At 62.9% G+C, this 25,924-nt stretch carries 28 protein-coding genes; 25 read left to right on the top strand and 3 right to left on the bottom strand.

Going from position 1 to position 25,924, the window contains the following annotated elements; translation table 11 throughout:
* Nucleotides 1-770: glutamate-1-semialdehyde 2,1-aminomutase (locus C0617_RS08870; protein ID WP_291316665.1), on the bottom strand; the 770-nt coding region annotated here is incomplete at its 3' end.
* 251 nt (nt 771-1,021) lie between these two features.
* Here C0617_RS08870 and rsxA point away from each other — a divergent pair.
* The 25 genes from rsxA (at nt 1,022) to C0617_RS08745 (ending at nt 24,136) form a co-directional block, all read left to right on the top strand.
* Complete coding sequence (gene rsxA / locus C0617_RS08865) at nt 1,022-1,603, top strand: electron transport complex subunit RsxA (protein ID WP_291316664.1); 582 nt, start codon at nt 1,022-1,024, stop codon at nt 1,601-1,603.
* A gap of 46 nt (nt 1,604-1,649) precedes the next feature.
* Nucleotides 1,650-2,495 carry an RnfABCDGE type electron transport complex subunit B gene (locus C0617_RS08860; protein WP_291316663.1) on the top strand — a complete coding sequence of 282 codons (846 nt, stop codon included), beginning with the start codon at nt 1,650-1,652 and terminating at the stop codon, nt 2,493-2,495.
* A gap of 17 nt (nt 2,496-2,512) precedes the next feature.
* Entirely contained in the window at nt 2,513-3,826 is a 1,314-nt protein-coding gene (gene rsxC / locus C0617_RS08855) for an electron transport complex subunit RsxC (protein ID WP_291316662.1), read from the top strand.
* 1 nt (nt 3,827) lies between these two features.
* On the top strand, nt 3,828-4,817 hold the full coding sequence (locus C0617_RS08850; protein ID WP_291316661.1) for an RnfABCDGE type electron transport complex subunit D: 990 nt from the start codon (nt 3,828-3,830) through the stop codon (nt 4,815-4,817).
* Between the two features lie 16 nt (nt 4,818-4,833).
* Complete coding sequence (locus C0617_RS08845) at nt 4,834-5,439, top strand: RnfABCDGE type electron transport complex subunit G (protein WP_291316660.1); 606 nt, start codon at nt 4,834-4,836, stop codon at nt 5,437-5,439.
* A complete protein-coding gene (locus tag C0617_RS08840) occupies nt 5,436-6,029 on the top strand; it encodes an electron transport complex subunit E (RefSeq protein ID WP_291316659.1) in 594 nt (197 codons plus the stop codon). The genes C0617_RS08845 and C0617_RS08840 overlap by 4 nt, the downstream gene beginning before the upstream one ends.
* Before the next feature lie 248 nt (nt 6,030-6,277).
* Nucleotides 6,278-6,634 carry an NADH-quinone oxidoreductase subunit A gene (locus C0617_RS08835; RefSeq protein ID WP_291316658.1) on the top strand — a complete coding sequence of 119 codons (357 nt, stop codon included), beginning with the start codon at nt 6,278-6,280 and terminating at the stop codon, nt 6,632-6,634.
* Nucleotides 6,625-7,134 carry an NADH-quinone oxidoreductase subunit B gene (locus C0617_RS08830; protein WP_291316657.1) on the top strand — a complete coding sequence of 170 codons (510 nt, stop codon included), beginning with the start codon at nt 6,625-6,627 and terminating at the stop codon, nt 7,132-7,134. The genes C0617_RS08835 and C0617_RS08830 overlap by 10 nt, the downstream gene beginning before the upstream one ends.
* A gap of 45 nt (nt 7,135-7,179) precedes the next feature.
* Nucleotides 7,180-7,662, top strand: coding sequence for an NADH-quinone oxidoreductase subunit C (locus C0617_RS08825; RefSeq protein ID WP_291316656.1), 483 nt, complete (start codon nt 7,180-7,182; stop codon nt 7,660-7,662).
* 44 nt (nt 7,663-7,706) lie between these two features.
* Entirely contained in the window at nt 7,707-8,885 is a 1,179-nt protein-coding gene (nuoD, locus tag C0617_RS08820; RefSeq protein ID WP_291316655.1) for an NADH dehydrogenase (quinone) subunit D, read from the top strand.
* A 27-nt stretch (nt 8,886-8,912) separates the two neighbouring features.
* On the top strand, nt 8,913-9,410 hold the full coding sequence (gene nuoE, locus C0617_RS08815) for an NADH-quinone oxidoreductase subunit NuoE (RefSeq protein ID WP_291316654.1): 498 nt from the start codon (nt 8,913-8,915) through the stop codon (nt 9,408-9,410).
* A 44-nt stretch (nt 9,411-9,454) separates the two neighbouring features.
* Nucleotides 9,455-11,236 carry an NADH-quinone oxidoreductase subunit NuoF gene (gene nuoF, locus C0617_RS08810; RefSeq protein WP_291316653.1) on the top strand — a complete coding sequence of 594 codons (1,782 nt, stop codon included), beginning with the start codon at nt 9,455-9,457 and terminating at the stop codon, nt 11,234-11,236.
* 29 nt (nt 11,237-11,265) lie between these two features.
* On the top strand, nt 11,266-13,749 hold the full coding sequence (gene nuoG, locus C0617_RS08805) for an NADH-quinone oxidoreductase subunit NuoG (RefSeq protein ID WP_291316652.1): 2,484 nt from the start codon (nt 11,266-11,268) through the stop codon (nt 13,747-13,749).
* Between the two features lie 21 nt (nt 13,750-13,770).
* Entirely contained in the window at nt 13,771-14,733 is a 963-nt protein-coding gene (locus C0617_RS08800; RefSeq protein ID WP_291316651.1) for a tetratricopeptide repeat protein, read from the top strand.
* Between the two features lie 56 nt (nt 14,734-14,789).
* Nucleotides 14,790-15,836 carry an NADH-quinone oxidoreductase subunit NuoH gene (nuoH, locus tag C0617_RS08795; protein WP_291316650.1) on the top strand — a complete coding sequence of 349 codons (1,047 nt, stop codon included), beginning with the start codon at nt 14,790-14,792 and terminating at the stop codon, nt 15,834-15,836.
* Between the two features lie 27 nt (nt 15,837-15,863).
* Complete coding sequence (locus C0617_RS08790) at nt 15,864-16,259, top strand: NADH-quinone oxidoreductase subunit I (RefSeq protein WP_291316649.1); 396 nt, start codon at nt 15,864-15,866, stop codon at nt 16,257-16,259.
* Nucleotides 16,260-16,281: 22 nt separating this feature from the next.
* The gene (locus tag C0617_RS08785) at nt 16,282-16,785 is read left to right on the top strand and encodes an NADH-quinone oxidoreductase subunit J (RefSeq protein ID WP_291316648.1); all 504 of its coding nucleotides are present in this window, start codon (nt 16,282-16,284) and stop codon (nt 16,783-16,785) included.
* Nucleotides 16,786-16,811: 26 nt separating this feature from the next.
* Nucleotides 16,812-17,114, top strand: coding sequence for an NADH-quinone oxidoreductase subunit NuoK (gene nuoK / locus C0617_RS08780; RefSeq protein ID WP_291316647.1), 303 nt, complete (start codon nt 16,812-16,814; stop codon nt 17,112-17,114).
* A gap of 47 nt (nt 17,115-17,161) precedes the next feature.
* A complete protein-coding gene (gene nuoL / locus C0617_RS08775) occupies nt 17,162-19,129 on the top strand; it encodes an NADH-quinone oxidoreductase subunit L (RefSeq protein ID WP_291316646.1) in 1,968 nt (655 codons plus the stop codon).
* A 41-nt stretch (nt 19,130-19,170) separates the two neighbouring features.
* Entirely contained in the window at nt 19,171-20,745 is a 1,575-nt protein-coding gene (locus tag C0617_RS08770; RefSeq protein WP_291316645.1) for an NADH-quinone oxidoreductase subunit M, read from the top strand.
* Between the two features lie 56 nt (nt 20,746-20,801).
* The gene (locus C0617_RS08765; RefSeq protein WP_291316644.1) at nt 20,802-22,262 is read left to right on the top strand and encodes an NADH-quinone oxidoreductase subunit N; all 1,461 of its coding nucleotides are present in this window, start codon (nt 20,802-20,804) and stop codon (nt 22,260-22,262) included.
* Nucleotides 22,263-22,404: 142 nt separating this feature from the next.
* Entirely contained in the window at nt 22,405-23,082 is a 678-nt protein-coding gene (locus C0617_RS08760; protein WP_291316643.1) for a protein-L-isoaspartate(D-aspartate) O-methyltransferase, read from the top strand.
* Nucleotides 23,083-23,104: 22 nt separating this feature from the next.
* Nucleotides 23,105-23,554: a CBS domain-containing protein gene (locus C0617_RS08755; RefSeq protein WP_291316642.1), complete on the top strand. Its 450-nt coding sequence runs from the start codon at nt 23,105-23,107 to the stop codon at nt 23,552-23,554.
* Nucleotides 23,547-23,822, top strand: a complete 276-nt coding sequence (locus C0617_RS08750; protein ID WP_291316641.1) for a hypothetical protein — start codon at nt 23,547-23,549, stop codon at nt 23,820-23,822. Before C0617_RS08755 ends, C0617_RS08750 begins: the two co-directional genes overlap by 8 nt.
* 140 nt (nt 23,823-23,962) lie before the next feature.
* Nucleotides 23,963-24,136: a hypothetical protein gene (locus tag C0617_RS08745; RefSeq protein WP_291316640.1), complete on the top strand. Its 174-nt coding sequence runs from the start codon at nt 23,963-23,965 to the stop codon at nt 24,134-24,136.
* A gap of 111 nt (nt 24,137-24,247) precedes the next feature.
* Here C0617_RS08745 and C0617_RS08740 read toward each other — a convergent pair whose 3' ends face one another.
* Together C0617_RS08740 and miaA are read right to left on the bottom strand one after the other, a co-directional pair.
* Nucleotides 24,248-24,766 carry a DUF4410 domain-containing protein gene (locus tag C0617_RS08740; RefSeq protein ID WP_291316639.1) on the bottom strand — a complete coding sequence of 173 codons (519 nt, stop codon included), beginning with the start codon at nt 24,764-24,766 and terminating at the stop codon, nt 24,248-24,250.
* 148 nt (nt 24,767-24,914) lie between these two features.
* Nucleotides 24,915-25,832, bottom strand: coding sequence for a tRNA (adenosine(37)-N6)-dimethylallyltransferase MiaA (gene miaA / locus C0617_RS08735; protein WP_291316638.1), 918 nt, complete (start codon nt 25,830-25,832; stop codon nt 24,915-24,917).
* Nucleotides 25,833-25,924: the final 92 nt, after the last annotated feature.

Genomic DNA, 25,924 nt, shown 5'->3' with positions numbered 1-25,924 from the left:
CCGAAGCGCTCCTGGGCGCCGCCGTAGGCGACCCGGAAGCCGGTCATGACCTCGTCGATGATGAGGACGATCCCCTCGCTATCGCACAGGGCGCGCAGCCCCTCGAGGAAGCCGTGCTTGGGCGCGACGCAGCCCATGTTGCCGGCGATCGGCTCGAGGATGATGCAGGCGATCTCGCCCTTGTTGGCCGCAACCATCGCCCGGGTCTCTTCGAGGTCGTTGTAGGTGGCGGTCAGGGTGTGCTTGGCGAAGTCGGCGGGGACCCCGGGGGAGGTCGGCACGCCGAAGGTGGCCGCCCCGCTGCCGGCCTTGACGAGGAGGGAGTCGGCGTGGCCGTGGTAGCAGCCGTCGAACTTGAGGATCTTGTCCCGGCCGGTGTAGCCGCGGGCGAGGCGGATGGCGCTCATCGTCGCCTCGGTGCCCGAGCTGACCATGCGCACCTTCTCGATGTTGGGGTAGGCCTCGCTGACCATCTCGGCGAGGACGATCTCTTTTTTGGTCGGGGCGCCGAAGGAGGCGCCGCTGCCGGCGGCCTCGCGGATCGCCTCGACGATCTTCGGGTGGCAGTGGCCGAGGATCATCGGCCCCCAGGAGCCGACGTAGTCGATGTAGCCGTTGCCGTCGGCGTCGTAGATCCGCGAGCCTTCGGCTCGCTCGATAAAGATGGGGTCGCAGCCGACGGACTTGAAGGCCCGGACCGGGCTGTTGACCCCGCCGGGAATGATCTGCTTGGCCTGGGCGAACAGGGCCGAGGATTTCTGGTGGTTCATCGCTTTCCCCCTTGCAGAGAGTTCATGGGTTGGTGTCGTTCGCGGTGGCCGGGGCAATGTTCCCCCTGCCGGTGGTTATATATATAATACTCTTCATGGGTCTGGCCACAAAAAACCGGAGAGGGTGGCCGGAGTAATTTGGTTAGGAATTTTTCTGGTAATACCGATTGACATGGTCACGCCGCTTGTTTTATAAGAGTGGTCTGACCATTTTACAAACCATTAATATGCGCCAAGGACGTCGCCGGTAAATGGTGGAACTGCTTCTCATTCTCGTCAGCGCGATTTTCGTCAACAACTTCGTGCTGGCCCGCTTTCTGGGAATCTGCCCCTTCCTCGGGGTGTCCAAGAAGGTGGAGACCGCCCTCGGCATGGGCATGGCGGTGACTTTCGTCATGACCGTGGCCACCGTGGTGACCTGGTTCATCCAGTACTTCGTCCTCATCCCCTTCGAGATCGAGTACCTGCAGACCATCGCCTTTATCCTGGTGATCGCCTCCCTGGTGCAGCTCGTGGAGATGGTCATCCAGAAGGTCAGCCCGGTCCTCTACCAGGCCCTGGGCATCTTCCTCCCCCTGATCACCACCAACTGCGCTGTGCTCGGCCTGGCCGTCCTCAACATCCAGAAGGAGCATTCCTTCCTGGAGGGGGTGGTCTTCGCCCTCGGGGCGGCCCTCGGCTTCACCCTCGCCATGGTCCTCTTCGCCGGACTGCGCGAGCGCGTCGACCTGGGGCCGGTGCCCGCCAGCTTCCGGGGGTCGGCCATCGCCCTGGTGACCGCGGGGCTCCTTTCCCTGGCCTTCATGGGGTTCGCCGGGCTGGTGAAGGGCTAAAGACTCGTCACCGGAAGCCGGAAGCCCGTTCGTATAGGATCTGTTGATGCTTGAAGCTGTTCTCAGTCTGGGCGGCATCGGCCTGCTGGCCGCGGCCGCCCTCGGTTTTGCCGCCAAGAAGTTCGCCGTGGAGGTCGATCCCCGCGAGGCGGCCATCCTCGAGCTGCTCTCGGGCGCCAACTGCGGCGCCTGCGGCTACCCGGGGTGCGGCGCCTTCGCCAAGGCGGTGGCGACAGGAGCGGCCGCTCCCAACGAGTGCCCGGCCGCCGACTCGGAGACCTCGGAGCAGATCGGCCACGTCATGGGGGTGGAGGTGGAGGCGACCGAGCCCCATGTAGCGGTGGTGCTGTGCCAGGGCGACAACCGCAAGGCCAAGACCAAATACCGCTACCTCGGCCTGCACGACTGCAACGCGGCCCAGAAGGTGGCCGACGGCCCCAAGTCCTGCCCCGGCGGATGCCTCGGGCTCGGCACCTGCGCCCGGGTCTGTCCCTTCGACGCCATCGAGATGACCCCCGACGGCCTGGCGGTGATCAGCCGCGAGAAGTGCACCGGCTGCCGGCAGTGCATCGCCGCCTGCCCCCGGCAGGTGATCGCCATGACCCCCCTCGACGCCACCGTTCACGTCCTCTGCAACAGCCGCGACAAGGCGGCGGCGGTGCGCAAGTACTGCCAGGTGGGGTGCATCGGCTGCCACATCTGCGTCAAGACCGTCCCCGAGGCCTACGTGATCGAGACATTCCTGGCCCGGGTCAATTACGAGAAGCGCGACCAGGCCGCCCCGGCCGTGGAGAAGTGCCCCACCAAGTGCATCCGCGATTTCGCCGAGGGCTATCCCGAGGGGAGCGCACTGGCCCCCCCCACGGTCCCCCTGCGGCGGCCGGCGGCCTGAGGCGGAGCGGTAGAGATATGAAGCTGAAGACCTTTCCCGGCGGCCTGCATCCGCCGGACAACAAGAAATGGACCGCTGACAAGGCGGTGGAGGACTGCCCTCTCCCCGAGGAGCTGATCATCCCCCTGTCCCAGCACATCGGCGCCCCGGCCGAGGTCTGCGTGGAGAAGGGCGACCGGGTCCTGAAGGGCCAGGTGATCGGCCGGGCCAAGGGCTTCGTCTCCGTGCCGGTGCATGCCTCCACCTCCGGCGAGGTGGTCGCGGTGGAGCCGCGCCCCCACGCCTGGGGCAAGGACCTGCCGGCGGTGGTGATCCGGCCCGACGGCGAGGACGCCCTGGAGGGACTCGAAGGGGCCGACCCGGCATCGCTCGGCATCGACGAGATCCGCGACCGGATCCGCGACGCGGGGGTCGTCGGCATGGGGGGGGCCACCTTTCCCACCCACGTCAAGCTCTGCCCGCCGGAGGAGAAGCCGATCGACACCCTGGTGCTCAACGGGGTGGAGTGCGAGCCCTACCTGACCGCCGACCACCGGCTGATGCTGGAGGAGACGGAAAAAGTCCTCGACGGCATCGACATCCTGCGCCGGGTCCTCGGCGTGAGCCGGGCGATCGTCGGCATCGAGGCCAACAAGCCCGACGCCATCGAGACGATGGCCCGGGCCGGCGCGTCGCGAGACATCGAGGTGGCGGCCCTGGAGGTGAAGTATCCCCAGGGCGCCGAGAAGCAGCTGATCAAGGCCCTGACCGGGCGGGAGGTCCCCTCCGGCGGGCTGCCCATGGACGTGGGCGTGGTGGTGCAGAACGTCGGTACCGCCGCGGCGGTCAGCGACGCGGTGATGCGCGGACTGCCCCTGGTCGAGCGCATCGCCACGGTCAGCGGCAGTGCGGTGGCCGAGCCGAAGAACCTGCGGGTGCGGGTCGGAACACCCCTGCGCCACATGGTGGAGTTCTGCGGGGGGCTGGTCGGAGAGCCGGCCAAGATCATCATGGGCGGGCCGATGATGGGCCTCGCCCAGTTGTCCCTCGAGGTCCCGGCCACCCGGGGCACCTCCGGGCTGCTGCTCTTCAGCGAAAAGGACGTGGCGCGCTCCCCCGAGGGGCCGTGCATCCGCTGCGGCCGCTGCGTGCAGGTCTGCCCGGCGCGGATCATGCCGACCACCATCGCCGCCTACGCGCGCCTCGACATGGCCGACGAGGCCGAGGGGTACGACGCCCTGGACTGCATCGAGTGCGGATGCTGCGCCTACACCTGCCCCGCCGCCATTCCCCTGGTGCAGGCCATCCGCCACGCCAAGGCGGCCATCCTGGCCAAGAGAAGGAAGGTCTGACGTGGAGAAGCAGCTCTATCTCTCATCCTCGCCCCACATCCAGGGCGGGGAGAGCACCGACAAGGTGATGCGCGCGGTGATCTACGCCCTGCTGCCCGCCTGCGCCGTGTCGGTCTACTTCTTCGGGCTGCCGGCCCTGCTGGTGCTGACTCTGTGCACCGCCGGCTGCGTGGCCTTCGAGGCCCTGTGCCAGAAGGCGATGGGGCGCCCGGTGACGGTGGCCGACGGCAGCGCCGCCCTGACCGGCATCCTCCTTGCCCTCAACCTGCCTCCCCAAAGCCCCTGGTGGCTCTGCCTGCTCGGCGCCGCCTTCGCCATCGTGGTCGCCAAGCAGGTCTACGGCGGCCTGGGCTACAACCCCTTCAACCCGGCCCTGGTGGCGCGGGTGGTGCTGCTGATCTCCTTCCCGGTGCAGATGACCTCGTGGACCGCACCGGCCCCTCTCTTCTCGGGGATCGACGCGGTGACGGCCGCCACCCCGCTCGGCGAGTGGAAGACGGCGGTCATGCTGACCGGCAGGCTGCCCGAAGGTCTGAATGGCGGCCTGGGAAGCTATTTTCTCGGCAACATGGGGGGCTGCATCGGCGAGGTCTCGGCCCTGGCCCTGCTCCTCGGAGCCGTCTACCTCTTCTGGAAACGGATCCTGACCTGGCACACCCCCCTGTCCTACGTCGGCACCGTGGTGGTCCTCTCCGGGATCTTCTGGATGGTCGATCCGGGGCGCTATCCCAGTCCCCTGTTTCACCTGCTGACCGGCGGCATGGTCCTCGGCGCCTTCTTCATGGCCACGGATATGGTCAGCTCGCCCGTGACCGGGCGCGGCATGGTCGTTTTCGGCGTCGGCTGCGGGGTCATCACGGTCCTGATCCGCCTCTTCGGCGGTTATCCGGAGGGGGTCTCCTTCGCCATCCTGCTGATGAACGCCGCCACCCCGCTCATCGACCGCTACACCCGGCCCAGGAAGTTCGGCCACGTCCCCGGAGGGGCCTGAAGATGAGGGGAACGGCATGAAAGAAATGTTTCGGCTCGCCTTTGTCCTGACCTTGATCGCCGCCGGCGCCGGCCTGGTCCTCTCGCTGGTGGAGACGGTCACCCGGGAACCGATCGCCGAGCAGCGGCGCCTGGAGACCCTGCGGGCGCTGCAGGCGGTGCGGCCGCCCATCGACAACAGCCCCGACGCCGACACCGTGGCCCTTTCCGTCGGCCGCGACCGCAAGGGGCGCGAGCTGACACGCACCTTCTACCGGGGGCGGCGGGGGGAAGATCTCGCCGGGGTCGCTTTCAAGGTGACCGCGCCCGACGGCTACAGCGGCAACATCACCATCATGGTGGGGGTCGAGCCCGACGGCACCGTGGCCGGCATCGAGATCCTCTCCCATGCGGAAACCCCGGGGCTGGGCGACAAGATCGAGGAGCCCTGGTTCAAGGACACGTTCCGCGGCAAGAACCTGGACAACGCCGACTGGCGGGTCAAGAAGGACGGCGGGGATTTCGATCAGATCACCGGCGCGACCATCTCCCCCCGGGCGACCGTGGGAGCGGTGCGGAGCGGTCTGGAGTACTACCGGCAGCACCGGGACGAGATTGCCGGCACCAAAGGGGGGACGCAATGAGTCTGATGCGGGAATTCAGCAAGGGGCTCTGGCGGGAGAATGCCGTCTTCAAGCTGCTGCTCGGCCTCTGCCCGGCCCTGGCGGTGACCACCAGCGCCGAAAACGGCGCCGGCATGGGGCTGGCGACGACCTTCGTCCTGATCTGCTCCAACGTCGTCGTCGCCCTGCTGCGAAAGGTCATCCCGGCCAAGGTGCGCATCCCCGCCTTTATCGTGATCATCGCCTCCTTCGTGACCGTGGTCCAGCTGACCATGGAGGCCTACCTCTACGACCTGCACAAGGCGCTCGGCATCTTCATACCCCTGATCGTCGTCAACTGCCTCATCCTCGGCCGCGCCGAGGCTTTCGCCTCAAAGCGACCCCTGGTCCCCTCGGTCGTCGACGGGGTCGGCATGGGGCTCGGTTTCACCCTGGCCCTGTTCGTGCTCGGCGCGGTGCGCGAGGTGTTCGGTTCCGGCACCCTGCTCGGCATCTCCCTGTTCGGCGGGGGCTACCAGCCATTCCTGCTCATGATCCTTCCCCCGGGGGCCTTCATCTCCCTCGGATTTCTCCTGGCGGCCATGAACCGCGTTGAGGCCGCCCGCAAATAGTCCGTGGGCCGCCCGGTCCCCTTTTTCGACCGCGGATTCCCCTCCGCCTGCCCTCTCCAGCACGCTCCCGCCCCAACTCCCTCTAAATACAGTGAAAACCCCTCCCTTGGGGGGTAAATGTGTATACAGTATACTGTATTTTTCCCTTGACATCAGGTGGGAATTAATCTAATTTGTGCCCGCTCGTGTGCCGTAAACACTATCCGTATGTCCATAAAGCATCACGTCACGTTGGGAGGAGTTATTTCATGCTCGAGAGTTATTTACCGATTCTCGTCCTCGTTGCCTTCGCCTTCGCGTTCGCGGCGGGGTCCGTCGTCTTCTCCCGGCTGATCGGCCAGAAGAAGCCCACCGCCGTCAAGCTGGCTCCCTACGAATGCGGCATGCCGCTGATCGGCACCGCCCGGGAGCGGGTTTCCATCAAGTTCTACATTGTCGCCATGCTCTTCATTCTCTTCGACATCGAGGCGGTGTTCCTCTATCCCTGGGCGGTCGTGTTCAAGAAGCTCGGGATGTTCGGATTCATCGAGATGGGGGTCTTTGTCGGCATCCTTCTCGTCGGCTACGTATACGTCTGGAAAAAAGGAGCCTTGGAATGGGAGTAGAACAGACTCTTGGCAATAATTTCATCACCACCAGCCTTGACAAACTCGTCAACTGGTCCCGGTCCCGGTCGCTGTGGCCGATGACCTTCGGTCTGGCCTGCTGCGCCATCGAGATGATGGCCACCGGCGCCGCCCGATTCGACCTTGACCGCTTCGGGGTGCTGTTCCGCGCCTCGCCGCGCCAGGCCGACGTCATCATCATCGCCGGCACCGCCACGAAGAAGATGCTCCCGGTCATCAAGACCGTCTACGAGCAGATGCCCGAGCCTCGCTATGTCATCGCCATGGGCGCCTGTGCCTGCTCCGGCGGCGTTTTCGACACCTACAGCACCGTCCAGGGGATCGACGAGGAGTTGCCGGTCGATGTCTACATTCCCGGCTGTCCTCCCCGGCCCGAAGGTCTTCTCTACGGCCTCATGAAGCTGCAGGAGAAGATCATGAAGGAGCAGAACTCCTTCGGGTCCGCCCTGGGTGTTGGCGAAAGGGTCTCTGGGGCCTAGGATCTGTCTTTTTGCACAGCAAACCAAGGATAGGGATACAGAGATATGGCTGAGCATGCTGCCGTAAGCAAACTGAAAGGGAAGTTCTCCGCTTCCGTCCTCGACGTCAAGGAATTCCGCGGCGAGACGACGGTCACGGTCAAGAAGGAGGACATCGTCGCCATCTGCTCTTTTCTGAAGAAAGAGCAGGGCTATAACCTCCTGAGCGACCTGTGCGGGGTCGACTACCTGGGGCAGGAGCCCCGCTTCATGGTGGTCTACAACATGTACAACATCAAGACCCACGATCGCCTGCGGGTGAAGGTGCCGGTCGAGGAGAACGACTGCCGGGTCGATACCGTCTGCGGCGTCTGGGCCACGGCCAACTGGCTCGAGCGCGAGTGCTGGGACCTGATGGGGATCTCCTTCAACAACCATCCCGACCTGCGGCGCATTCTCATGGCCGCCGATTGGGAAGGGCATCCGCTGCGCAAAGACTACCCTCTGCAGGGCCCCGACCGCGAACCTTACCAGGGTCGGCTCTCCTAGGTATTCTCCAGAATAATCACCGTTTCCCATAAAAGAGGCATACGATGGCTACGACGGAAATAATGACCGTAAATATGGGGCCTCAGCACCCCTCGACTCACGGGGTGCTGCAGCTGATTCTCGAGCTCGACGGCGAGGTGGTCAAGAAGGCCACGCCCCATATCGGCTTCCTGCACCGCGGGGTGGAGAAGCTCTCGGAGCACCGTACCTACCACCAGGTCCTTCCGCTCACCGACCGGCTCGACTACCTGGCTCCGATGCACAACAACCTGGGCTACGTGCTGGCCGTGGAAAAGCTGGTCGGGATCACCGACGTGATTCCCGACCGGGCCCAGACCGTTCGTGTGCTGATGGCCGAACTGACCCGGCTCAAGAGCCACCTGATCTGGCTGGCCTGCCACGCTCTCGACATCGGCGCCATGACCGTGTTCCTCTACTGCTTCCGCGAGAGAGAGCACATCATGGAGTTCTACGAGAAGCTCTCCGGCGCCCGCATGACCTCCAACTACTTCCGCATCGGCGGACTCTCCGCCGACCTGCCGGACGGCTTTGAGCGCGAGGTCCGCGAGTTCATCGACACCATGCCCGGCCATATCGACACCTACGAGGGGCTGCTGACCGGCAACAAGATCTGGCAGAAGCGAACCCAGGGCGTCGGCGTGATCAGCGCCGAGGACGCCATCGACCTCGGCGTGACCGGACCTTCGCTGCGCGGCTCCGGGGTCGACTGGGATCTGCGTCGGGACAATCCCTACAGCGGCTACGAGAACTACGATTTCGAAGTGATCGTTGAGCAGGACTGCGACACATGGGCTCGCTACCATGCGCGTCTCAAGGAGATGCGCGAGTCCGTCAAGATCATCCGCCAGGCCCTCGACCGGCTGAAGCCCGGCCCGATCCTGGCCGACTGTCCCAAGATCTGCCTCCCGCCCAAGGAGGACACGGTCAATTCCATCGAGGGGCTCATCCACCACTTCAAGATCGTCAGCGAGGGCTTCAAGGCCGAACCGGGCGAGGTCTACGTGGGGGTGGAGAATCCCAAGGGGGAGGTCGGCTACTACCTCATCTCGGACGGATCCGCAAAGCCGTACCGGATGAAGATCCGCCCCGCCTCCTTCATCAATCTCCAGGCCCTGCCCAAGATGTGCGAAGGCTCCCTGATCGCCGACGTCGTCGCCGTCATCGGCACCCTGGATATCGTTCTGGGTGAAATCGACCGTTAACGTTCAACCGAGGTAAGAGGTGGCTTCATGAGCGAAGTTGCGGACAACGTCCAGGAAGAGGAAGTCGATCTCACCGGGGCGAACCAGGTGATCGACAAGTTCCTGGACATGAAGGGGGCTTTGATGCCCGTCCTCCAGGGTATCCAGGAATTCTACGGCTACGTGCCCGAACCGACCGTGGACCTGGTCGCCGAGCGGCTCAACGTCTACTCCAGTCAGATCTACGGGGTGTTGACCTTCTACGCCCAGTTTCACCTGAAGCCGCGCGGCAAGTACATCATCCGCGTCTGCATGGGGACCGCCTGTCACGTCAAGGGGGCTGGCCGTATCGGCGACACGATTCAGGAGCGACTCGGCATCGGCCACGCCGAGACGACCGAGGACCTTCTGTTCACCGCCGAGTACGTTGCCTGTATCGGGGCCTGCGGCATGGCGCCGGTCATCATGGTCAACGATGACACCTACGGCAGTATCTCGGTGCAGAAGACCGACGAGGTCATCGAGAAGTACAAGGCGCTGGGCTAGATCCTTTCTGCCGATCAACCAACCAAGAGCGGGGATGAAATCATATGGCCGCGAATGCTGATCAGATAAAAGTTCTCATTTGCCAGGGTACCGGCGGTCTGGCCTCCGGGGCGGCTGCGGTCGCCGAGGCTTTTGAGCAGGAGGTCGCCAAGCAGGGCGTCGAGGCCAAGGTCGGCAAGCGCTGCGCCGTCATCGGCACCGGCTGCCGCGGGCTGTGCGCCAACGACGTGCTGGTCGACATCGAACTGCCGGAGCAGGAGGCGGTGACCTACGACTTCGTCACCCCCGAGATGGTTCCGCAGATCGTCGAGGAACACGTCCTCGGCAACGAGCCGGTTGCCAAGAAGATGGCGGGCCCCTACTACGCCAAGTTCCTCGAGAAGCAGCAGCGCATCATCTTCTCCCGCTGCGGCACGGTCGACGCCGACAGCCTCGACGACTTCCTCTCCCACAAGGGCTTCGACGGCATCAGGAAGGCCGTGACCATGAAGCCGGAGGATGTCATCGAGGAGGTCAAGAAATCGGGTCTGCGCGGCCGCGGTGGCGGCGGCTTCCCCACCGGGGTCAAGTGGTCCTTCTGCAAGGCCTCTCCCGGCGACACCAAATACCTCATCTGCAACGCCGACGAGGGCGATCCCGGGGCCTTTATGGACCGCTCCATCCTCGAAGGCGACCCCTACGGCCTCATCGAGGGGATGATGATCGCCGCCTACGCCATCGGCTGCAAATTCGCCTACGTCTATTGCCGGGCCGAGTACCCCCTGGCGATCAAGCGGCTGCAGAAAGCGATCGATACCTGCTACGAAAAAGGCTTCCTCGGCAAGGACTGCCTGGGGCTCGGCTTCGACCTCGACATGCGCATCAAGGCCGGCGCCGGCGCCTTCGTCTGCGGCGAGGAGACCGCCCTGATGGCATCCATCGAGGGCGAGCGCGGCATGTCCCGCCCCCGCCCGCCCTTCCCGGCGGTGCGCGGTCTCTGGGGCTACCCGACCAACATCAACAACGTCGAGACCTACGCCAACGTCTCCTACATCTTCTACAACGGCGCCGACTGGTATTCCAGCATCGGCACCGAGGGGACCAAGGGAACGAAGATCTTCGCCCTGACCGGCAAGGTCAAGCACACCGGACTGGTGGAGGTTCCCGCCGGTACCAGCATGCGCGAGGTCATCTACGACGTCTGCGGCGGCATTCTCAACAACCGCAAGTTCAAGGCGGTCCAGGCCGGCGGCCCCTCGGGCGGCTGCCTCCCCGCCGAGGCCCTCGACGCCCAGGTCGACTACGACTCCCTGATCAAGGCCGGGGCCATGATGGGCTCGGGCGGTCTGGTGGTCATGGACGAGACGACCTGCATGGTCGACATCGCGCGCTTCTTCCTCAACTTCACCCGCGTCGAGTCGTGCGGCAAGTGCATCCCCTGCCGCATCGGTCTGAAGATCATGCTCGAGATTCTCGAGCGCATCACCAGCGGCGAAGGGCGCGAGGGGGACCTCGAACTCCTCGAGGACATGGCCTACGACATCAAGAAGAGTTCGCTGTGCGGCCTCGGGCAGACCGCTCCCAACCCGGTTCTGTCGACCCTGCGCTACTTCCGCCACGAGTACGAGGCGCACATCAAGGAAAAAGAGTGTCCCTCCCACGGCTGCAAGCCCCTGCTGCATTTCGAGGTCATCGACGAGAAATGCAAGAAGTGCGGCCTGTGCTACCGGGTCTGTCCGGTGGACGCCGTCCGCTGGGAGAAGAAGGAGCTGGCGGTCATCGACAAGGAGAAGTGCACCAAGTGCACCTCCTGCTACGACGCCTGCCGCTTTATGGCGATCAAGTAAGCTGAGTCTCCAGTTTCCGATAAGAGGTCATGATGGTCACACTGACGATTGACGGCAAGCAGGTACAGGTCAAGAAGACGGCCACCATTTACGAGGCGGCCAAGGAGGCCGGGGTCGATATCCCCGTCCTGTGCTACGCCAAGAAGCTGCTTCCCTACGGCGCCTGCCGGGTCTGTCTGGTTGAAGTGGAGCAGATGAAGGGCCGGCTGATCCCGTCCTGTACCACCCCGGTGACCGAGGGGATGGTGGTGACCACGATCAACGACGAAATCCGCAAGGTCCGCAAGACCGTGATGGAGTTCCTCCTGGTCAACCACGTTCTCGACTGCCCGGTCTGCGACAAGGGCGGCGAGTGCGACCTTCAGGACCTGGCCTTCGAGTACGAGGTGACCAAGAACCGTTTCGAGGGCGAGAAGTTCGACCTCCCCGTCGACGAGATCAACCCCCTCATCGAGCGCAACATGAACCGCTGCGTTCTCTGCGGCAAATGCGTCAGGGTCTGCGACGAGGTCGTCGGCTACGGTTCCTACTCCTTTATCAATCGCGGCTTCGAGACGAAGATCGCCACCGCCTTCGACCGCGGCCTCTCCTGCGAGTTCTGCGGCCAGTGCGTCTCCATGTGCCCGGTCGGCGCGATTCTGCCTCGTCCCTTCAAGTTCAAGGCCCGCCCCTGGCAGCTCAAGGAGGTGGACTCGGTCTGCGGCTACTGCGGCAACGGTTGCACCGTGACCCTCGGGGTGCTGAAGGAGAAGGTCGAGACGATCCGCTTTAACGACAAGACCGGCGTCAACGACGGCAACCTCTGCGTCCGCGGTCGCTTCGGTTACTCCTACGTCAACAGCGAGGAGCGCCTGACCAAGCCCCTGGTGCGCAAGGACGGCGTCCTCGTCGAGGTCGAGTGGGACGAGGCCCTCGACGCCGTCGCCGAGGGGCTGGAAAAGGCCAAGGGCGACAAGGGCGTCGGCATCCTCTCCGGTGCGCGGCTGACCAACGAGGAACTCTTCGTGCTCAAGAAACTGGCCGGGACCCTCGACACCTCCAACCTCGACCACTCGGGGGGCGAGTGCTACAGGGGGGTCACAGAGGGGCTCAAGGCGACTCTCGGCCTGACCGCCTCCACCGCCACCTTCCCCCAGGTCGAGGAGTGCGACACCATCCTCGCCATCCGGTCCGATTTTTACGAGACCCACCCGGTCTTGGGCATGGTCGTCAACCAGGCCCTCCAGCGTCACGGCGCCAAGTTGCTCGTGGTGGCCGACAAGAAGGGCAAGCTCAGCAAGATGCATGGGGCCGAGACCCTTCTCGCCAAGCCGGGATGCGAGGTCAACCTGCTCAACGCCATGGCTCGGACCCTCCTCGACGAAGGGCTGGCAGTGACCGACGGGGTCGAGGGGCTTGATGCTCTTCAGGCTTCCCTCGCCGACTACGCGCCGGAGAAGGTCGCCGAGCAGACCGGGGCGGACGCCGAGGCCATCAAGGCCGCTGCCCGCCGGCTTGCAGGCTCCAAGAAGAGCGCCATCCTTCTGGCCTACGGCCTGCCCTACACCGCCCAGAGCAAGGAGCTCGCAGTCGCCGCCGCCAACCTGGCCATCCTGACCGGCAACGTCGGCCGCGAGGGGAGCGGACTCTACCTCTGCGGCGAGAAGGCCAACAGCCAGGGGGCCATCGACCTCGGCATCCTGCCCGAGGGAAGCGGCCTCGGCTCGCAGGCCATGCTCGAAGCCGCCGGCAAGGGCGACCTTTCCGCCCTCTGGGTCGTCGGCGAGGACATGGTCGTCTCCTATCCGGACCGGGCCAAGGTCGAGGCCGCGCTGGAGCGCGCCCCCTTCGTGGTGGTTCAGGACCTGTTCCTCTCCGCCACCGCGCAGAAGGCCGACGTTGTCCTGCCCGCCGCCTCCTTCGCCGAGAAGGACGGATCGTTCACCAATGCCGAACGGCGCGTGCAGCGGGTTCGACCGGGCGTTCCGAGCCCCGGCGAGGCAAAGACGGACCTCGAGATCTTCTACCTGCTCGCCGCCAAGCTCGGCGCGCGGGTCAGCTACACCGGGAGCGCCGCCATCTTCGCCGAGATATCCGCCACCGTGCCCGGCTACGAGGGGATCGATTACGAGGCGATCGGACCTCAGGGTGCCGTCTGGGGCGGTGAGACCCTCGAGCCTGAGTTCAAGAAGGTGGTTCCCGTTGCCGGGTTCGAGCCCCTCGACGCCAAGTTCCAGCTCGTCACCGGCAGCGCCCTGTATCACAGCGGCACCGTTTCCACCCGCGCCAAGGGGCCTCTCGCCGTTGTCCCCGAGCCCTACGTTGAACTGGGCCGGGCCGACGCGAAGGCTCTCGCCATAAAGGACGGCGACATGGTGACCCTCAAGTCCGGCGGGATCGAGCTTCGGCTTCAGGCCAAGGTCGATCTCCGGATGCCCGAGGGGGTCGTGTTCGCGCCCAACCACTTTGATGACGGCCAGATCAACAGGATCTACAAGGGCGAAGCGGCGATCGCCGTCGAACTGAGCAAGTAGGGATTCCATCCAGGAGAGGTCATGGACTGTCCCAAATGCAAAGCGGTCGTTTCGGCGCGGGCCAAATTCTGCGACCAGTGCGGCAATAATCTGGCGGATAACGCCGAGTTCCTGCACCAGAGAGCCCTCGACCATTACCATCGGGGACTCATCGACGAGGCCGTCAGGATTTGGGACGAGGCCATCGCCAAGCAGCCCCGATTCAGCAAGGGGTTCTACTACAAGGGGCTGGCCCTGTACGACAGGGGCGACCTGCAGTTGGCCATCGACGCCCTTCGGCAGGCGCTGGCGGGAGAGCCCGAGCCCTTCCGGGTCTATTTCAAGCTGGGCATGGCACAGTACGGCCTCGGCGACCTGGTCGGCAGTATCGACAGCTTCCGCAAGGCGGTGGAGATCAGCCCGGGCAGCGCCGAAACCCTCTACCGGCTCGGCCTCTCGCACCTGCGCAACTCGGACCTTGAACGGTCCCAGGAAGCTCTCGAGGCGGCCATAGGGATCAACCCCAAGTACACGAGGGCCCTCTACATCCTGGGGATGGTCCTGTCCCAGAGGGGCCTGACCGACGAGGCCATCGAGCAGTTCCGGCAGGTGGTGAAGATCAGCCCCACCTACACCTCGGCGCGCTTCGAACTCGGCATGGCCCTGTTCAAGGCCGGGGACCTGAAGGCGGCAGCGGAGGAATTCTCCCGGACCGTGGAGACCAGCGCCAAGTTCGCCCCAGGGCACTATATGCTCGGCGAGAGCTGCCGCAAGGTGGGGGAGTTCAGCGAGGCGATCAGCGCCTACACCGAGGTGCTCAAGCTCAACCCGAAGGACGCCGACGCCCATGTGAGGATGGCCGAGTGCCACATGCAGCTCGATTTTCTTGACGCCGCCAGGGAGGCGGTGGACAAGGCCCTGGCGATCAACCCGGAGAACCCCGAGGCCAAGTACCTCGCGAAGCACCTGGGGGAGATGAATACGCCCCATAAACCCGGCTTTTAATCGTTTTAACCGATACAGCGAGCAACATACCCATTTGAACAAGGAAGAGGATTGTCATGACGCCTGAAGTATTGAGCCTCTCGAACAACGTCCCACTGTTTCTGGCCGCCATGCTGGTGAAGATCCTTGCGGTATTCGTGGTGGTGATCCTGATCGTCGCCTACGCCACCTGGGTCGAGCGCAAGGTCATCGGTCACATGCAGACCCGTCTCGGGCCCATGCGCACCGGCTGGCACGGTTTGCTTCAGCCCATCGCCGACGGCCTCAAGCTGTTCTTCAAGGAGGACATCATCCCGGCCGAGTCGAGCAAGCTGGCTTTCATTCTGGCCCCCATGATGATCCTCGTACCGGCTTTCATCACCATCGCGGTCGTCCCCTTCGGCCCCGACCTGGAGATTGCAGGGTACACCGTTAGCCAGCAGATTACCGATCTCAACATCGGAATTCTCTACGTCCTCGCCATGGCCGGCCTCGGGGTCTACGGCATCGTCCTGGCGGGCTGGGCCTCGAACAACAAATACTCCCTGCTCGGCGGGGTCCGCTCCGCGGCCCAGATGGTCTCCTACGAGCTGGCCGCCGGCCTGTCCATCATCGCCGTTTTCATGCTCTCCGAAACCCTCAGCCTGCGGGGGATCGTCGAGGCTCAGCAGGGCCCCCTCTGGGGAAGCATCGCTTTGCTGCCCAACTGGTATGTCTTCACCCAGCCTCTGGCCTTCGGCCTCTTCGTGATCTGCGGTCTGGCCGAGATCAACCGGACCCCCTTCGACCTGCCCGAGGCCGAGACCGAGCTGGTCTCTGGCTTCTGCACCGAGTACTCCTCCATGAAGTACGCCCTGTTCTTCATGGCCGAGTACGCCAACATGGTCGTCATCGCCGCCCTTATCGCCACCCTGTTTCTCGGCGGCTGGTCCGGGCCTTTCCCTGGTGCCATCAACCTCCTGCTGAAGATCTTCACCTTCATGTTCTTCTTCATCTGGCTGCGCGCCACTTTTCCCCGCGTGCGCTACGACCAGCTGATGTTTATGGGCTGGAAAGTCTTTCTGCCCCTGTCCCTGGCCAACATCGTGGTCACCGGACTTGTCGTTGTGCTCCTCCAGCAGTAACCCAACTCACGCATAGAGGATAGGCCCATGTTCAAAGAGTTCGCCAAAGGTCTGAGCATTACCTTCAAGCACCTGCTCCCGGGGCATTCGACCACGGTCCAGTATCCTGACGAGAAACTGCAGGTCTCCGAGCGTTTCCGCGGTCTTCACCGCCTGGTACCGACCCAGGACCGTGAGAAGTGCGTGGCCTGCTACCTCTGCCCCACCGTCTGCCCCGCCAAATGCATCACGGTGGAGGCGGCCGAGAACCACAAGGGCGAGAAATACCCCGAGGTCTACCAGATCGATCTTCTGCGCTGCATCTTCTGCGGCTATTGCGTGGAGGCCTGCCCCGTCGAGGCCCTGGAGATGACCGGGGATTACGAGTTGGCCAACTTCAAGCGCGAAGACTTCACCTTCACCAAAGAGCGACTTCTCAGGTAATTGACATAGGAGCGTAGAACTCATGGAAACTCTGTTTTTTTATCTGGTCGCCCTGGTCGCCGTTATCTCCGGATTCCTGGTGGTCAAGTGCAAGAGCCCGGTCAACAGCGCCCTGTCCCTGGTCATGACCTTTGTCTGCCTGGCTGTCTTTTATGTGATGCTTCACGCTCCGTTCATGGCTGCCATCCAGATCATGGTCTATGCGGGGGCGATCATCGTTCTGATCATCTTCGTCATCATGCTGCTCAACCTCGGGACCGCCACCCAGGTCAGGACCACTCACTCCCTGGCCGGCGGAGCCGTGCTCGGGGCGTTGATGCTGTTCATCGCCGGTTTTATGCTCAATCACAGCGAGACCACGGGCGTTAAGGGGGACATCACCGCGGAGGTGGTGGAGAGCGTGGGACACACCGAACTGATCGGTCGCGCCCTGTTCACCGAGTTTCTGCTCCCCTTCGAGATTGCCTCTATCCTGCTCCTGGTGGCCATGATCGGCGCCGTGGTGCTGGCCAAGAAAAACGTTTAGTCGCAGACAAGGACAGGAGATAGATCATGATTACCGTACACCATTACCTCGTTCTCAGCGCGATCCTGTTTTCCCTGGGAACCTTCGGGGTTCTCACCCGGAGGAACGCCATTGTCATCTTCATGTGCGTCGAACTGATGCTCAACGGCGTCAACCTTTCGTTCATCGCCTTGTCCCATTTCCTGGGCAACATGGACGGCCAAGTCTTCGTTTTCTTCGTCATGACCGTGGCCGCCGCAGAGGCGGCGGTGGGATTGGCTCTGATGATCGCCTTTTTCCGCAACACCGAGTCGATCGACGTCGAGGACTTCAACATCTTGAAATGGTAACTGCTTTCAGGGTCGCTTGAGGCTCAATCTGGTAAGAGGAGATATTGATGTACGACAAATTGTGGCTCATCCCGTTCTTTCCCCTGCTGGGGTTCCTGATCAACGGACTTTTCGGCAAGAAGATCAAGAACGAAAAATTGATCGGGACCATCGGCACCCTGGCCATTGCCAGTTCCTTCGTGGTTTCCAGCAAGTATTTCTTCCAGCTGCTCGGTGATTCGGTCAAGACCCACGAGCATGTGGTCGCATCCTGGATGACCGTGGGGAACCTGCAGATCGACTGGGGATTCCTGCTCGATCCCCTCTCGGCCTTGATGATCATGGTGGTTACGGGGGTCGGTTCTCTGATCCACCTCTACTCCATCGGGTACATGCACGGGGAAGAAGGATTCTACCGCTTCTTCGCCTACCTGAACCTTTTCTGCTTCTCCATGCTGATGCTGGTCCTGGGCAACAACGCCTTGGTCATGTTCATCGGCTGGGAGGGTGTCGGCCTCTGTTCCTATCTCCTCATCGGCTACTACTTTCATAAGCAGAGCGCGGGGGATGCGGCCAAGAAGGCCTTCGTGGTCAACCGCATCGGTGACTTCGGGTTCCTCTGCGGCTTGTTTATCCTGTACTGGACTCTCGGCAGCGAGCACGGTGTCTGGACCCTGAACTTCACCGAAATTGCACAGCATGGTCACCTGCTTGGTACCGGCGGCACCGTGGTGACGCTGGTTACGCTTCTCTTCTTCCTCGGCGCCACCGGCAAGTCGGCCCAGATTCCCCTCTTCACATGGCTGCCCGACGCCATGGAGGGTCCGACTCCCGTCTCCGCCCTGATCCATGCCGCCACGATGGTCACCGCCGGCGTCTACATGATCGGCCGCATGAACGGCCTTTTCGCCATGGCTCCCGACACCATGATGACCATCGCCATCGTCGGCGCCGCCACCGCGATCTTCGCCGCCAGTATCGGCCTGGCCCAGAACGACATCAAACGCGTTCTGGCCTACTCGACCGTTTCCCAGCTCGGCTACATGTTCCTGGCCATGGGCGTCGGCGCCTTTACCGCCGGCATCTTCCACCTCATGACCCACGCCTTCTTCAAGGCCTGCCTCTTCCTCGGGTCCGGTTCGGTGATCCACGGAATGCATCACGGCTACCACCATGCACACCTGCATGATGATCCTCAGGACATGCGTAACATGGGTGGTCTGCGCAAGAAGATGCCTATCACCTTCTTGACCTTCCTTGTCTCGACCATCGCCATTGCCGGCATCCCCGGGTTCTCCGCCTTCTTCTCCAAGGACGAGATCCTCTGGTGGGCCTTCGGCTCCAACCGCGGCCACTGGCTGCTCTGGCTGGTCGGCGCGGTGGCTGCCGGCATGACCGCCTTCTACATGTTCCGCCTTGTCTTCATGACCTTCTTCGGCGAGCAGCGAACCGATCCCCGTGCCAAGGATCACATCCCCGAGTCGCCCCTGACCATCACCATCCCCCTCATGGTCCTCGGCGTGCTTGCGGTGGTCGGCGGCTACATCGGCGTTCCGGCGATCCTCGGCGGCGCCAACCACCTCCACCACTTCCTGGAGCCGGTCTTCGGGCACGCCCTCGAGCTTAACCATATCGAGGCCCACGGCAGCCACGCCACCGAGTACGGCCTGATGGGGATCTCTGTCGGCATCGGCATCGTCGGTATCTTCATCGCCTGGGTCATGTATATCAAGAACCCCGAGATTCCGGGCAAGCTGGCTACCAACTTCGCGACACTCCACCGGGCCATCTTCAACAAGTGGTATATCGACGAAATCTACGATGCCCTCTTCGTCAATCCCTGCAAGCGCTTTGGCACCTTCCTCTGGAAAGGGTTTGACGTTTGCGTGGTGGACGGCGTGGTCAACGGCGTCGGCAGGATCGTGCAGGCCGCCTCGGCCGGGATGCGCGCCACCCAGACCGGCTTCGTCCACAACTACGCCCTGGCCATGGTGGTCGGTGTGGTGCTGATCGTCGGATTCTACGTCCTCGGGTAAGAGTCCTGGCAGACTGAAAGCGATATAAGGAGCGATTTCCCATGACCGAACACCTTCTCAGCCTGATGACCTTCTTCCCGATTCTGGGGCTGCTGGTTGTCCTCTTCCTCCCCCGGGACAACCAGGGGCTGCTCAAGGGCTTCACCCTCGTGGTGACCCTGATCACCTTTGTGATCAGTCTGCCCCTGGCTTTTGACGACGTCTTCACGACCTCGGGGGCCATGCACTACAAAGAATTCGTCCCCTGGATCACCATAGGCGACTTCTTCCAGATGAACTACAGCGTGGGGATCGACGGCATCAGCCTGTGGCTGGTCATGCTCACCACCTTCATCATGCCCATCGCGGTTCTGTCCACCTGGCTGTCCGTTGAGAAGAACGTCAAGGGCTTCATGGCCTTGCTGCTGCTCCTCGAGACGGCCATGCTCGGTGCCTTCATTTCCCTCGACCTCTTCCTGTTCTACATCTTCTGGGAATTGATGCTGATCCCGATGTACTTCCTGATCGGCATTTGGGGCGGCAAGAACCGCATCTACGCCGCGGTCAAGTTCTTCATCTACACCGCGGTCGGCTCCCTGCTCATGCTGGTGGCCATCATCTTCGTCTACTACTACGCACTGCAGTCCGGCATGCCCTTCGACCAGGGCTTCAGCATCGCGCATTTCTGGCAGGTAGACATCCCTGCCCACCTGCAGAACTGGCTCTTCCTGGCGTTCGCGTTCAGTTTCGCCATCAAGGTGCCGATGTTCCCTCTGCACACCTGGCTGCCCGACGCCCATACCGAGGCGCCCACCGCAGGTTCAGTCATTCTGGCCGCCATCCTGCTGAAGATGGGTACCTACGGCTACGTGCGGTTCGCCATGCCGCTCTTTCCCGAGGCCCTGCAGACCTTCATGCCTCTGCTGGCGACCCTCGCGACCATCGGCATCATCTACGGCGCCCTGGTGGCGATGATGCAGAGCGACGTCAAAAAACTCGTCGCCTACTCTTCGGTCTCCCATCTCGGGTTCGTCATGCTCGGCATTTTCGCCATGAACATGCAGGGGATGGCCGGCGGCATGATCCAGATGATCAACCACGGTATTTCCACAGGCGCACTCTTCCTTATCGTCGGCTTCATCTACGAGCGGCGCCATACCCGCGAGATCTCCGAGTTCGGCGGTCTGGCCAAGAAGATGCCGATTTTCGCCACGGTCTTTTTGATCATCACCTTCTCCTCCATCGGCCTGCCCGGGACCAACGGTTTCGTCGGTGAGTTTCTCGCGCTGATGGGGGCTTTCGAGAGCGAACTTCGCTGGTACGCGGTGGTCGCCACCACCGGCGTCATCTTCGCCGCGGTCTACATGCTGTGGATGTTCCAGCGCGTCATGTTCGGGGAGATGACCAATCCCAAGAACGAAAATCTTAAAGACCTCTCCGCTCGGGAAATCGTCCTGATGGTTCCCCTGCTGGTGTTCGTCTTCTGGATCGGGGTTTACCCCAACACCTTTTTCGAGAAGATGAATCCGGCTATGGAGAGTCTTCTCACCCAGGTCAAAGGCAGGCAGGTCGCGGTCGTGTCGCCCGTTAAGCACGCGCCGGTCAACCATGCGCCTGCCGCGCCGCATCACCACTAAGCCTGCAACAGAGAGTAACGTACAAGGTTTAATCCCGCTTCCGGAGGAGCATTTTCATGGAAAATCTGGTGCAAATCGCCATGCAGAACGTCAATTTCGCGGCGATCATGCCATCGTTGGTGCTGACCTGCTTCGGCATGGCGCTGCTGCTCGTCAGCGTCTTCTCGCCCCGCGGCAAGACGACCCATGTGGCCTGGATCAGCCTGATCGGCCTCGTTGTCACCGGCTTTGTCTCCCTCGGGGCGTGGAACAATCCCGAATTCTGCTTTGCCGGGAGCGTGGCCCTGGACAACTTTGCCACCTTCTTCAACATCATCTTCCTGTTCGCCGCCGGGCTGACCATCCTCATGTCGGATGACTACCTCAAGCGCGAAGGCTACCCGATCGGGGAGTACTACCCGCTGATCCTCTTCACCACAGCGGGCGCCATGTGGATGGCCTCGGGCACCGACCTGATGACCATCTTCCTCGGCCTGGAGGTCCTTTCGGTCTCCCTGTACGTCCTTGCCGGGATGTTCCGGGGCCAGTTGCGCTCCAACGAGGCGGGTCTGAAGTACTTCCTCCTCGGGGCCTTCTCCACCGGCTTCCTGCTCTACGGCGTGGCCCTGCTCTACGGCGCCACGGGCACCACCAAGGTCGTCGAGATCGCCCAGTTCTTCAGCGCCAACACCGCGGTGCTCGGCAACCCCATGGCGATCGCCGGGATGGCTTTCCTGAGCATCGGTTTCCTGTTCAAGATCGGCGCGGCTCCCTTCCATATGTGGACCCCCGACGTCTACGAGGGCGCCCCGACCCCCATCACCGCTTTTATGAGCGCCGGGCCCAAGGCCGCCGCCTTTGCCGCTTTCGTGCGCGTCTTCTTCATCGGCCTCGAGGGGATGGAAGCCGAGTGGACCTCCATGCTCTGGATCCTCGCGGTGCTGACCATGGTCGTCGGCAACGTGATCGCCATCAAGCAGGACAACATCAAGCGGATGCTGGCCTACTCCTCCATCGCCCACGCCGGCTACGCCCTCGTCGGCATGGTCGCTGCGAACGAGATCGGGGTCGCCGGCATTCTTTTCTACATGCTGGCCTACACCTTCATGAACCTGGGAGCCTTCGCCGTCCTGACCCTCGCGGGCAAGCAGGGCGAGGAAAATCTCACCCTTGAAGGCTTCGCGGGTTTCGGATTCAAGAAGCCCTTTCTCGGTGTGGCGATGACCATTTTCCTCTTCTCCCTCATGGGGCTCCCCCCGACAGCGGGCTTCGCCGGCAAGTTCTACATCTTCGCCGGGGCCGTCAAGGCCGGCTACATCTGGCTGGCAGTGCTCGGCGTGCTCAACTCCGCTGTCTCCCTCTACTATTACCTGCGGATCATGGTCTACATGTACTTCCGCGACCCCGTCGAGGATTACGGCTGGGTGAAAATGCCCGTCGGCGCCGTCATCTCCATCGTTGTGGCCCTTATCGGCGTGCTCTATCTCGGGATTCTCCCCTCCGGGGTCATGGAGATGGCCAAGCTGTCTATCTTCTAGAGACGACATTCCATCCGGAAGCAAAGCCCCCGGCCACATCGGCCGGGGGCTTTTTTTATTTTGTCGCCTCGCCATTGACTGGGTGGGCCGGGGTGATATTGGTTTAGGAAAGAGGCCCGGCAGTGAAGGGAAGGGGGAATCGATGATCTCCCGGCGCGACCGGATCGAGGGAATGCTGAACACCATAGAGCACGAGTACCAGACTACCTTGCGTTATACCGGTCGCAGGGCGGCGAATCCCAAGGTCCTGGACGCCATGGGCCTCGTGCCGCGGGAAGAGTTCGTTCCGCAGGCGTTAAAACCCTCCGCTTACGCCAACAACGCCCTGCCTATCGGTGACGGGCAGACGATTTCCCAACCCTTCATCGTTGCCCTGATGACCGACCTGCTCTGCCCGGAAAAAGACCACGTGGTCCTTGAGGTTGGCGCCGGGTCCGGGTACCAGGCGGCGGTACTCTCCGTGATGGTGCGCCAGGTCTACAGCGTTGAGATTGTGCCAGCCCTGGCCATAGAAGCGGCGGAGCGTTTGGCAAGGCTCGGCTACAATAACGTGGAGATTCGCTCTGGGGACGGCTACCGGGGGTGGGCCGAGCACGCCCCCTTCGACGGCATTATCGTTACCGCGGCGGTCCCCCACCTGCCACCTGCATTGCTCGACCAGTTGCGTCCAGGGGGGAGGTTGGTCGTCCCCGTGGGGATGCCCTACATGCATCAGGAACTGATGGCGGTGGAGAAAGACCAGCATGGGGTCCTTCATACCCGGGATGTGCTCGGGGTGATTTTCGTCCCCCTGACGGGGGAGGGGGGTGCTCCGGGCTAGGACCGGGGAAAGGAGCAAGATCATGATTGTCGGGGAAGTATGCAGTCGAGAGGTTGTCTACGTCGAGAGGGACGCCACCATTCTCGAGGCGGCCAGGGTGATGCGAAGCAACCATGTGGGCGACGTGGTCGTCGCCGACAAAAAGAACGGCGGATGCATGCCGGTTGGAATTCTCACCGATCGGGACATCGTCATCGAGTTGCTGGCCGCGGAGGTGGACCTTGATTCGGTCTCGGTAGGCGATGCCATGAGCTATGAGTTGCTCATGGCCCGGGAAGGAGACGACCTTCTCGAGACGGTCAAGCTGATGCGCAACCGCGGGGTGCGCAGAGTGCCGGTGATCGACCGTGGCGGGCTCCTCGTCGGCATCGTTTCGGTGGACGACGTGGTCGAGTTGCTCAGCGAGCAACTCACGGACCTGGTCAAGCTCGTTGCGGTGGAGGAGCGCAGGGAGCGTGAGCACCGTGCCTAGAAAGGTCCGGGAGTTCCTCCCGGTGAGGGTGGAGTGCTATGCCGGTTCCAGGGGGGAGGAGACTCCGCGGCGCTTCCATGCGGGCGGAGGGGTCGTGGAGGTCGTCGAGGTGGCCGAGCGATGGCTCGCACCCGAGTACCGATACTTCAAGGTGCGTGGAGATGACGAAGCGACGTACATCCTGCGCCATGACCAGTTCGCCGACCACTGGGACCTCGTTAGGGGTGAAGGGCGAGGGGTTGATTCGGCACCACCGGGTGGTGGATAATGGCGGCAAGGGCGGGCGTGGTCTCTTCCGGTCCGGTCGGACTGTCTGTTTTGAAGGTCGTCCCAGAGTCCCGGAGGTTGAGTTTTCGGAGGACTCTCTGCCTGCCGAAAAAGAAAACCGATCATGGGATGGAATCGCTGATGGAAAAACGCGAGGACGGACCGAAAAAATTCCCCTGTGGCGATTGCCGGATGTGCCAGTGGTGTTCGGACGATCGTTGCCGCCTCTGCCTCCAGAGCGCCAGGGCCTGCCGTAAAAAGCTCAGCATGGCCGAGCAGATCGCCCTGTACGAAAGGCTCAACGGCAGGAGGTAGGAAGAGATGGTGGGAAAGTAAAAAGGGCAGCCCGGTCGGGCTGCCCTTTTTGCTTTGTCGGTGAAGGAGCCTGCCTCTGCGGCGGGTTTAGAAGGGTCCTCCGAAACGGGCTTAAATCTGGTTTAGCCGGTCCGTGACGGCGGCGAGGGTCTTTTCGTTGAGCTTGTTGACGACGAAATACCAGTCCCGGCTCGAACCGACTCCGTCGTCATTGGCGAGGAGAGCTTCGGCTCCCTTGCCGAACAGCTCGTAATGGGTGTCCATGGAGACGGCCCCTGCGCCGAAGCCGATGAGCATGCGTGCGGCCTTGTTGCCGGGGTTGTATTTTTTGATCGTGACGCTGAGAAGGTACTCCCCAGAGGCCTTGGTGAACTGGTCGCGGCTGCTGATCAGGTTGGCCTGGTAACCGGACTTCTGGGCGAGCCTGAGCAGCTGCTTGTCCATGTAGTTGCCGATCTGGTTGAGCTGCTGGACCTGCTTCTCGTCCATGTCGGCGGTGATGCCGCGGTCGGTCAGGATAAAAAGGGCGGCGGGGTCGCCGCTGGCCATCTTCGGTGCTGCGACCTTGGGGGCGCAGCCGGCGGCGACGAGGGCCGCGCAGAGGACGGCCAAAACGAGAAAATTTTTCATGACGATCTTTCCTCCTGGTTCATAGTGACGGGATTAAAGGGGCCTCAGGGTAAAGCTTCTTCCCCTGGGAAGTCAAGAGGTTTAGTTCTCTGGCCCGGGCCTCAAGGGGCCGACGGAGCGATGTCATGACAGAGATCGAGGATCCCGCTCAGCCTTTGCTCCGCAATATCTCCAGAGCCTCACCGCAAGGGTCGCCCCTTCCATCGAGCCAGTGGATGAGTACTCCCTGCCGCTCCATGCGCCGGAACCAGGTTTCCTGGCGCTTGGCGAACTGGTGGATGGCGCTGCCCAGCTTCTGTGCCATATCGTTGCGGTTGAGCTCCCCCTGCAGATGGCGGGCGATGAAGCGGTACTCCAAGCCGTAGAATTCCAAGGTCTCCCAGGGCACGCCTGCGGCGTGGAGCCGCTCCACCTCTTCGATCATTCCCTGTCCCAGGCGCTCTTTGAGCCGGGCGGTGATGCGTCGGCGCAGCTCGGCCCGCTCCCAGCGCACGCCGAAAATGGCAGGATCGACGGCGGGGGGAGGCGGCAGGTCCCCGGCCGCCTCCGTCTCGCCCTCGGCGATTTCGATGGCGCGGACCAGGCGAGTCCGGTCTTCGAGGTCGGTGGTGTTGTGCTGCCGGGGCCGGGCGGAAAGGAGGCGCCTCTGCAACTCGTCTAGACTGTGCTCGGCGAGCTGCCGGCGCAGGGCGGGGTTCTCGGGCACCTCGACCAGGCGATAGCCCTTGAGGACGGCGTCGAGGTAGAGGCCGGTCCCCCCGACCAAGACCGGCAGCCGTCCCCTCTCGCGGATATTCTCGAGGGCGCTATAGGCGAGGCGCTGGAATTGAAAGACACTGAACGCATCGCCCGGGTCGACGATGTCGATGAGGTGGTGGGGGATCTCCCCGTATTCGTCCAGGTCCTTGCCGGTGCCGATGTCCATGCCTCTGAAGACCTGGCGCGAGTCGGCGGAGACGATCTCACCGTCCAGTCTTCGGGCCAGGTCCACGCCGAGGCGGGTCTTGCCCGAGGCGGTGGGGCCGAGGACGACAATGAGGTTGCATGTTGGGGCGGACGTTTCCATGGTGGCATCTTAGGACTTTTCGCCAGAGGATGCAACGCGCCGCGGACGGAGCAATTCCTCCTATGCAAACCGGCTCGTTTCTGTTATGTTAG

It is taken from the genome of Desulfuromonas sp. (assembly GCF_002868845.1).
Taxonomy (GTDB): domain Bacteria; phylum Desulfobacterota; class Desulfuromonadia; order Desulfuromonadales; family BM501; genus BM501.
The sequence above is the reverse complement of the archived record's forward strand: the minus strand, read 5'-3'. Positions and strand labels throughout refer to the sequence as shown.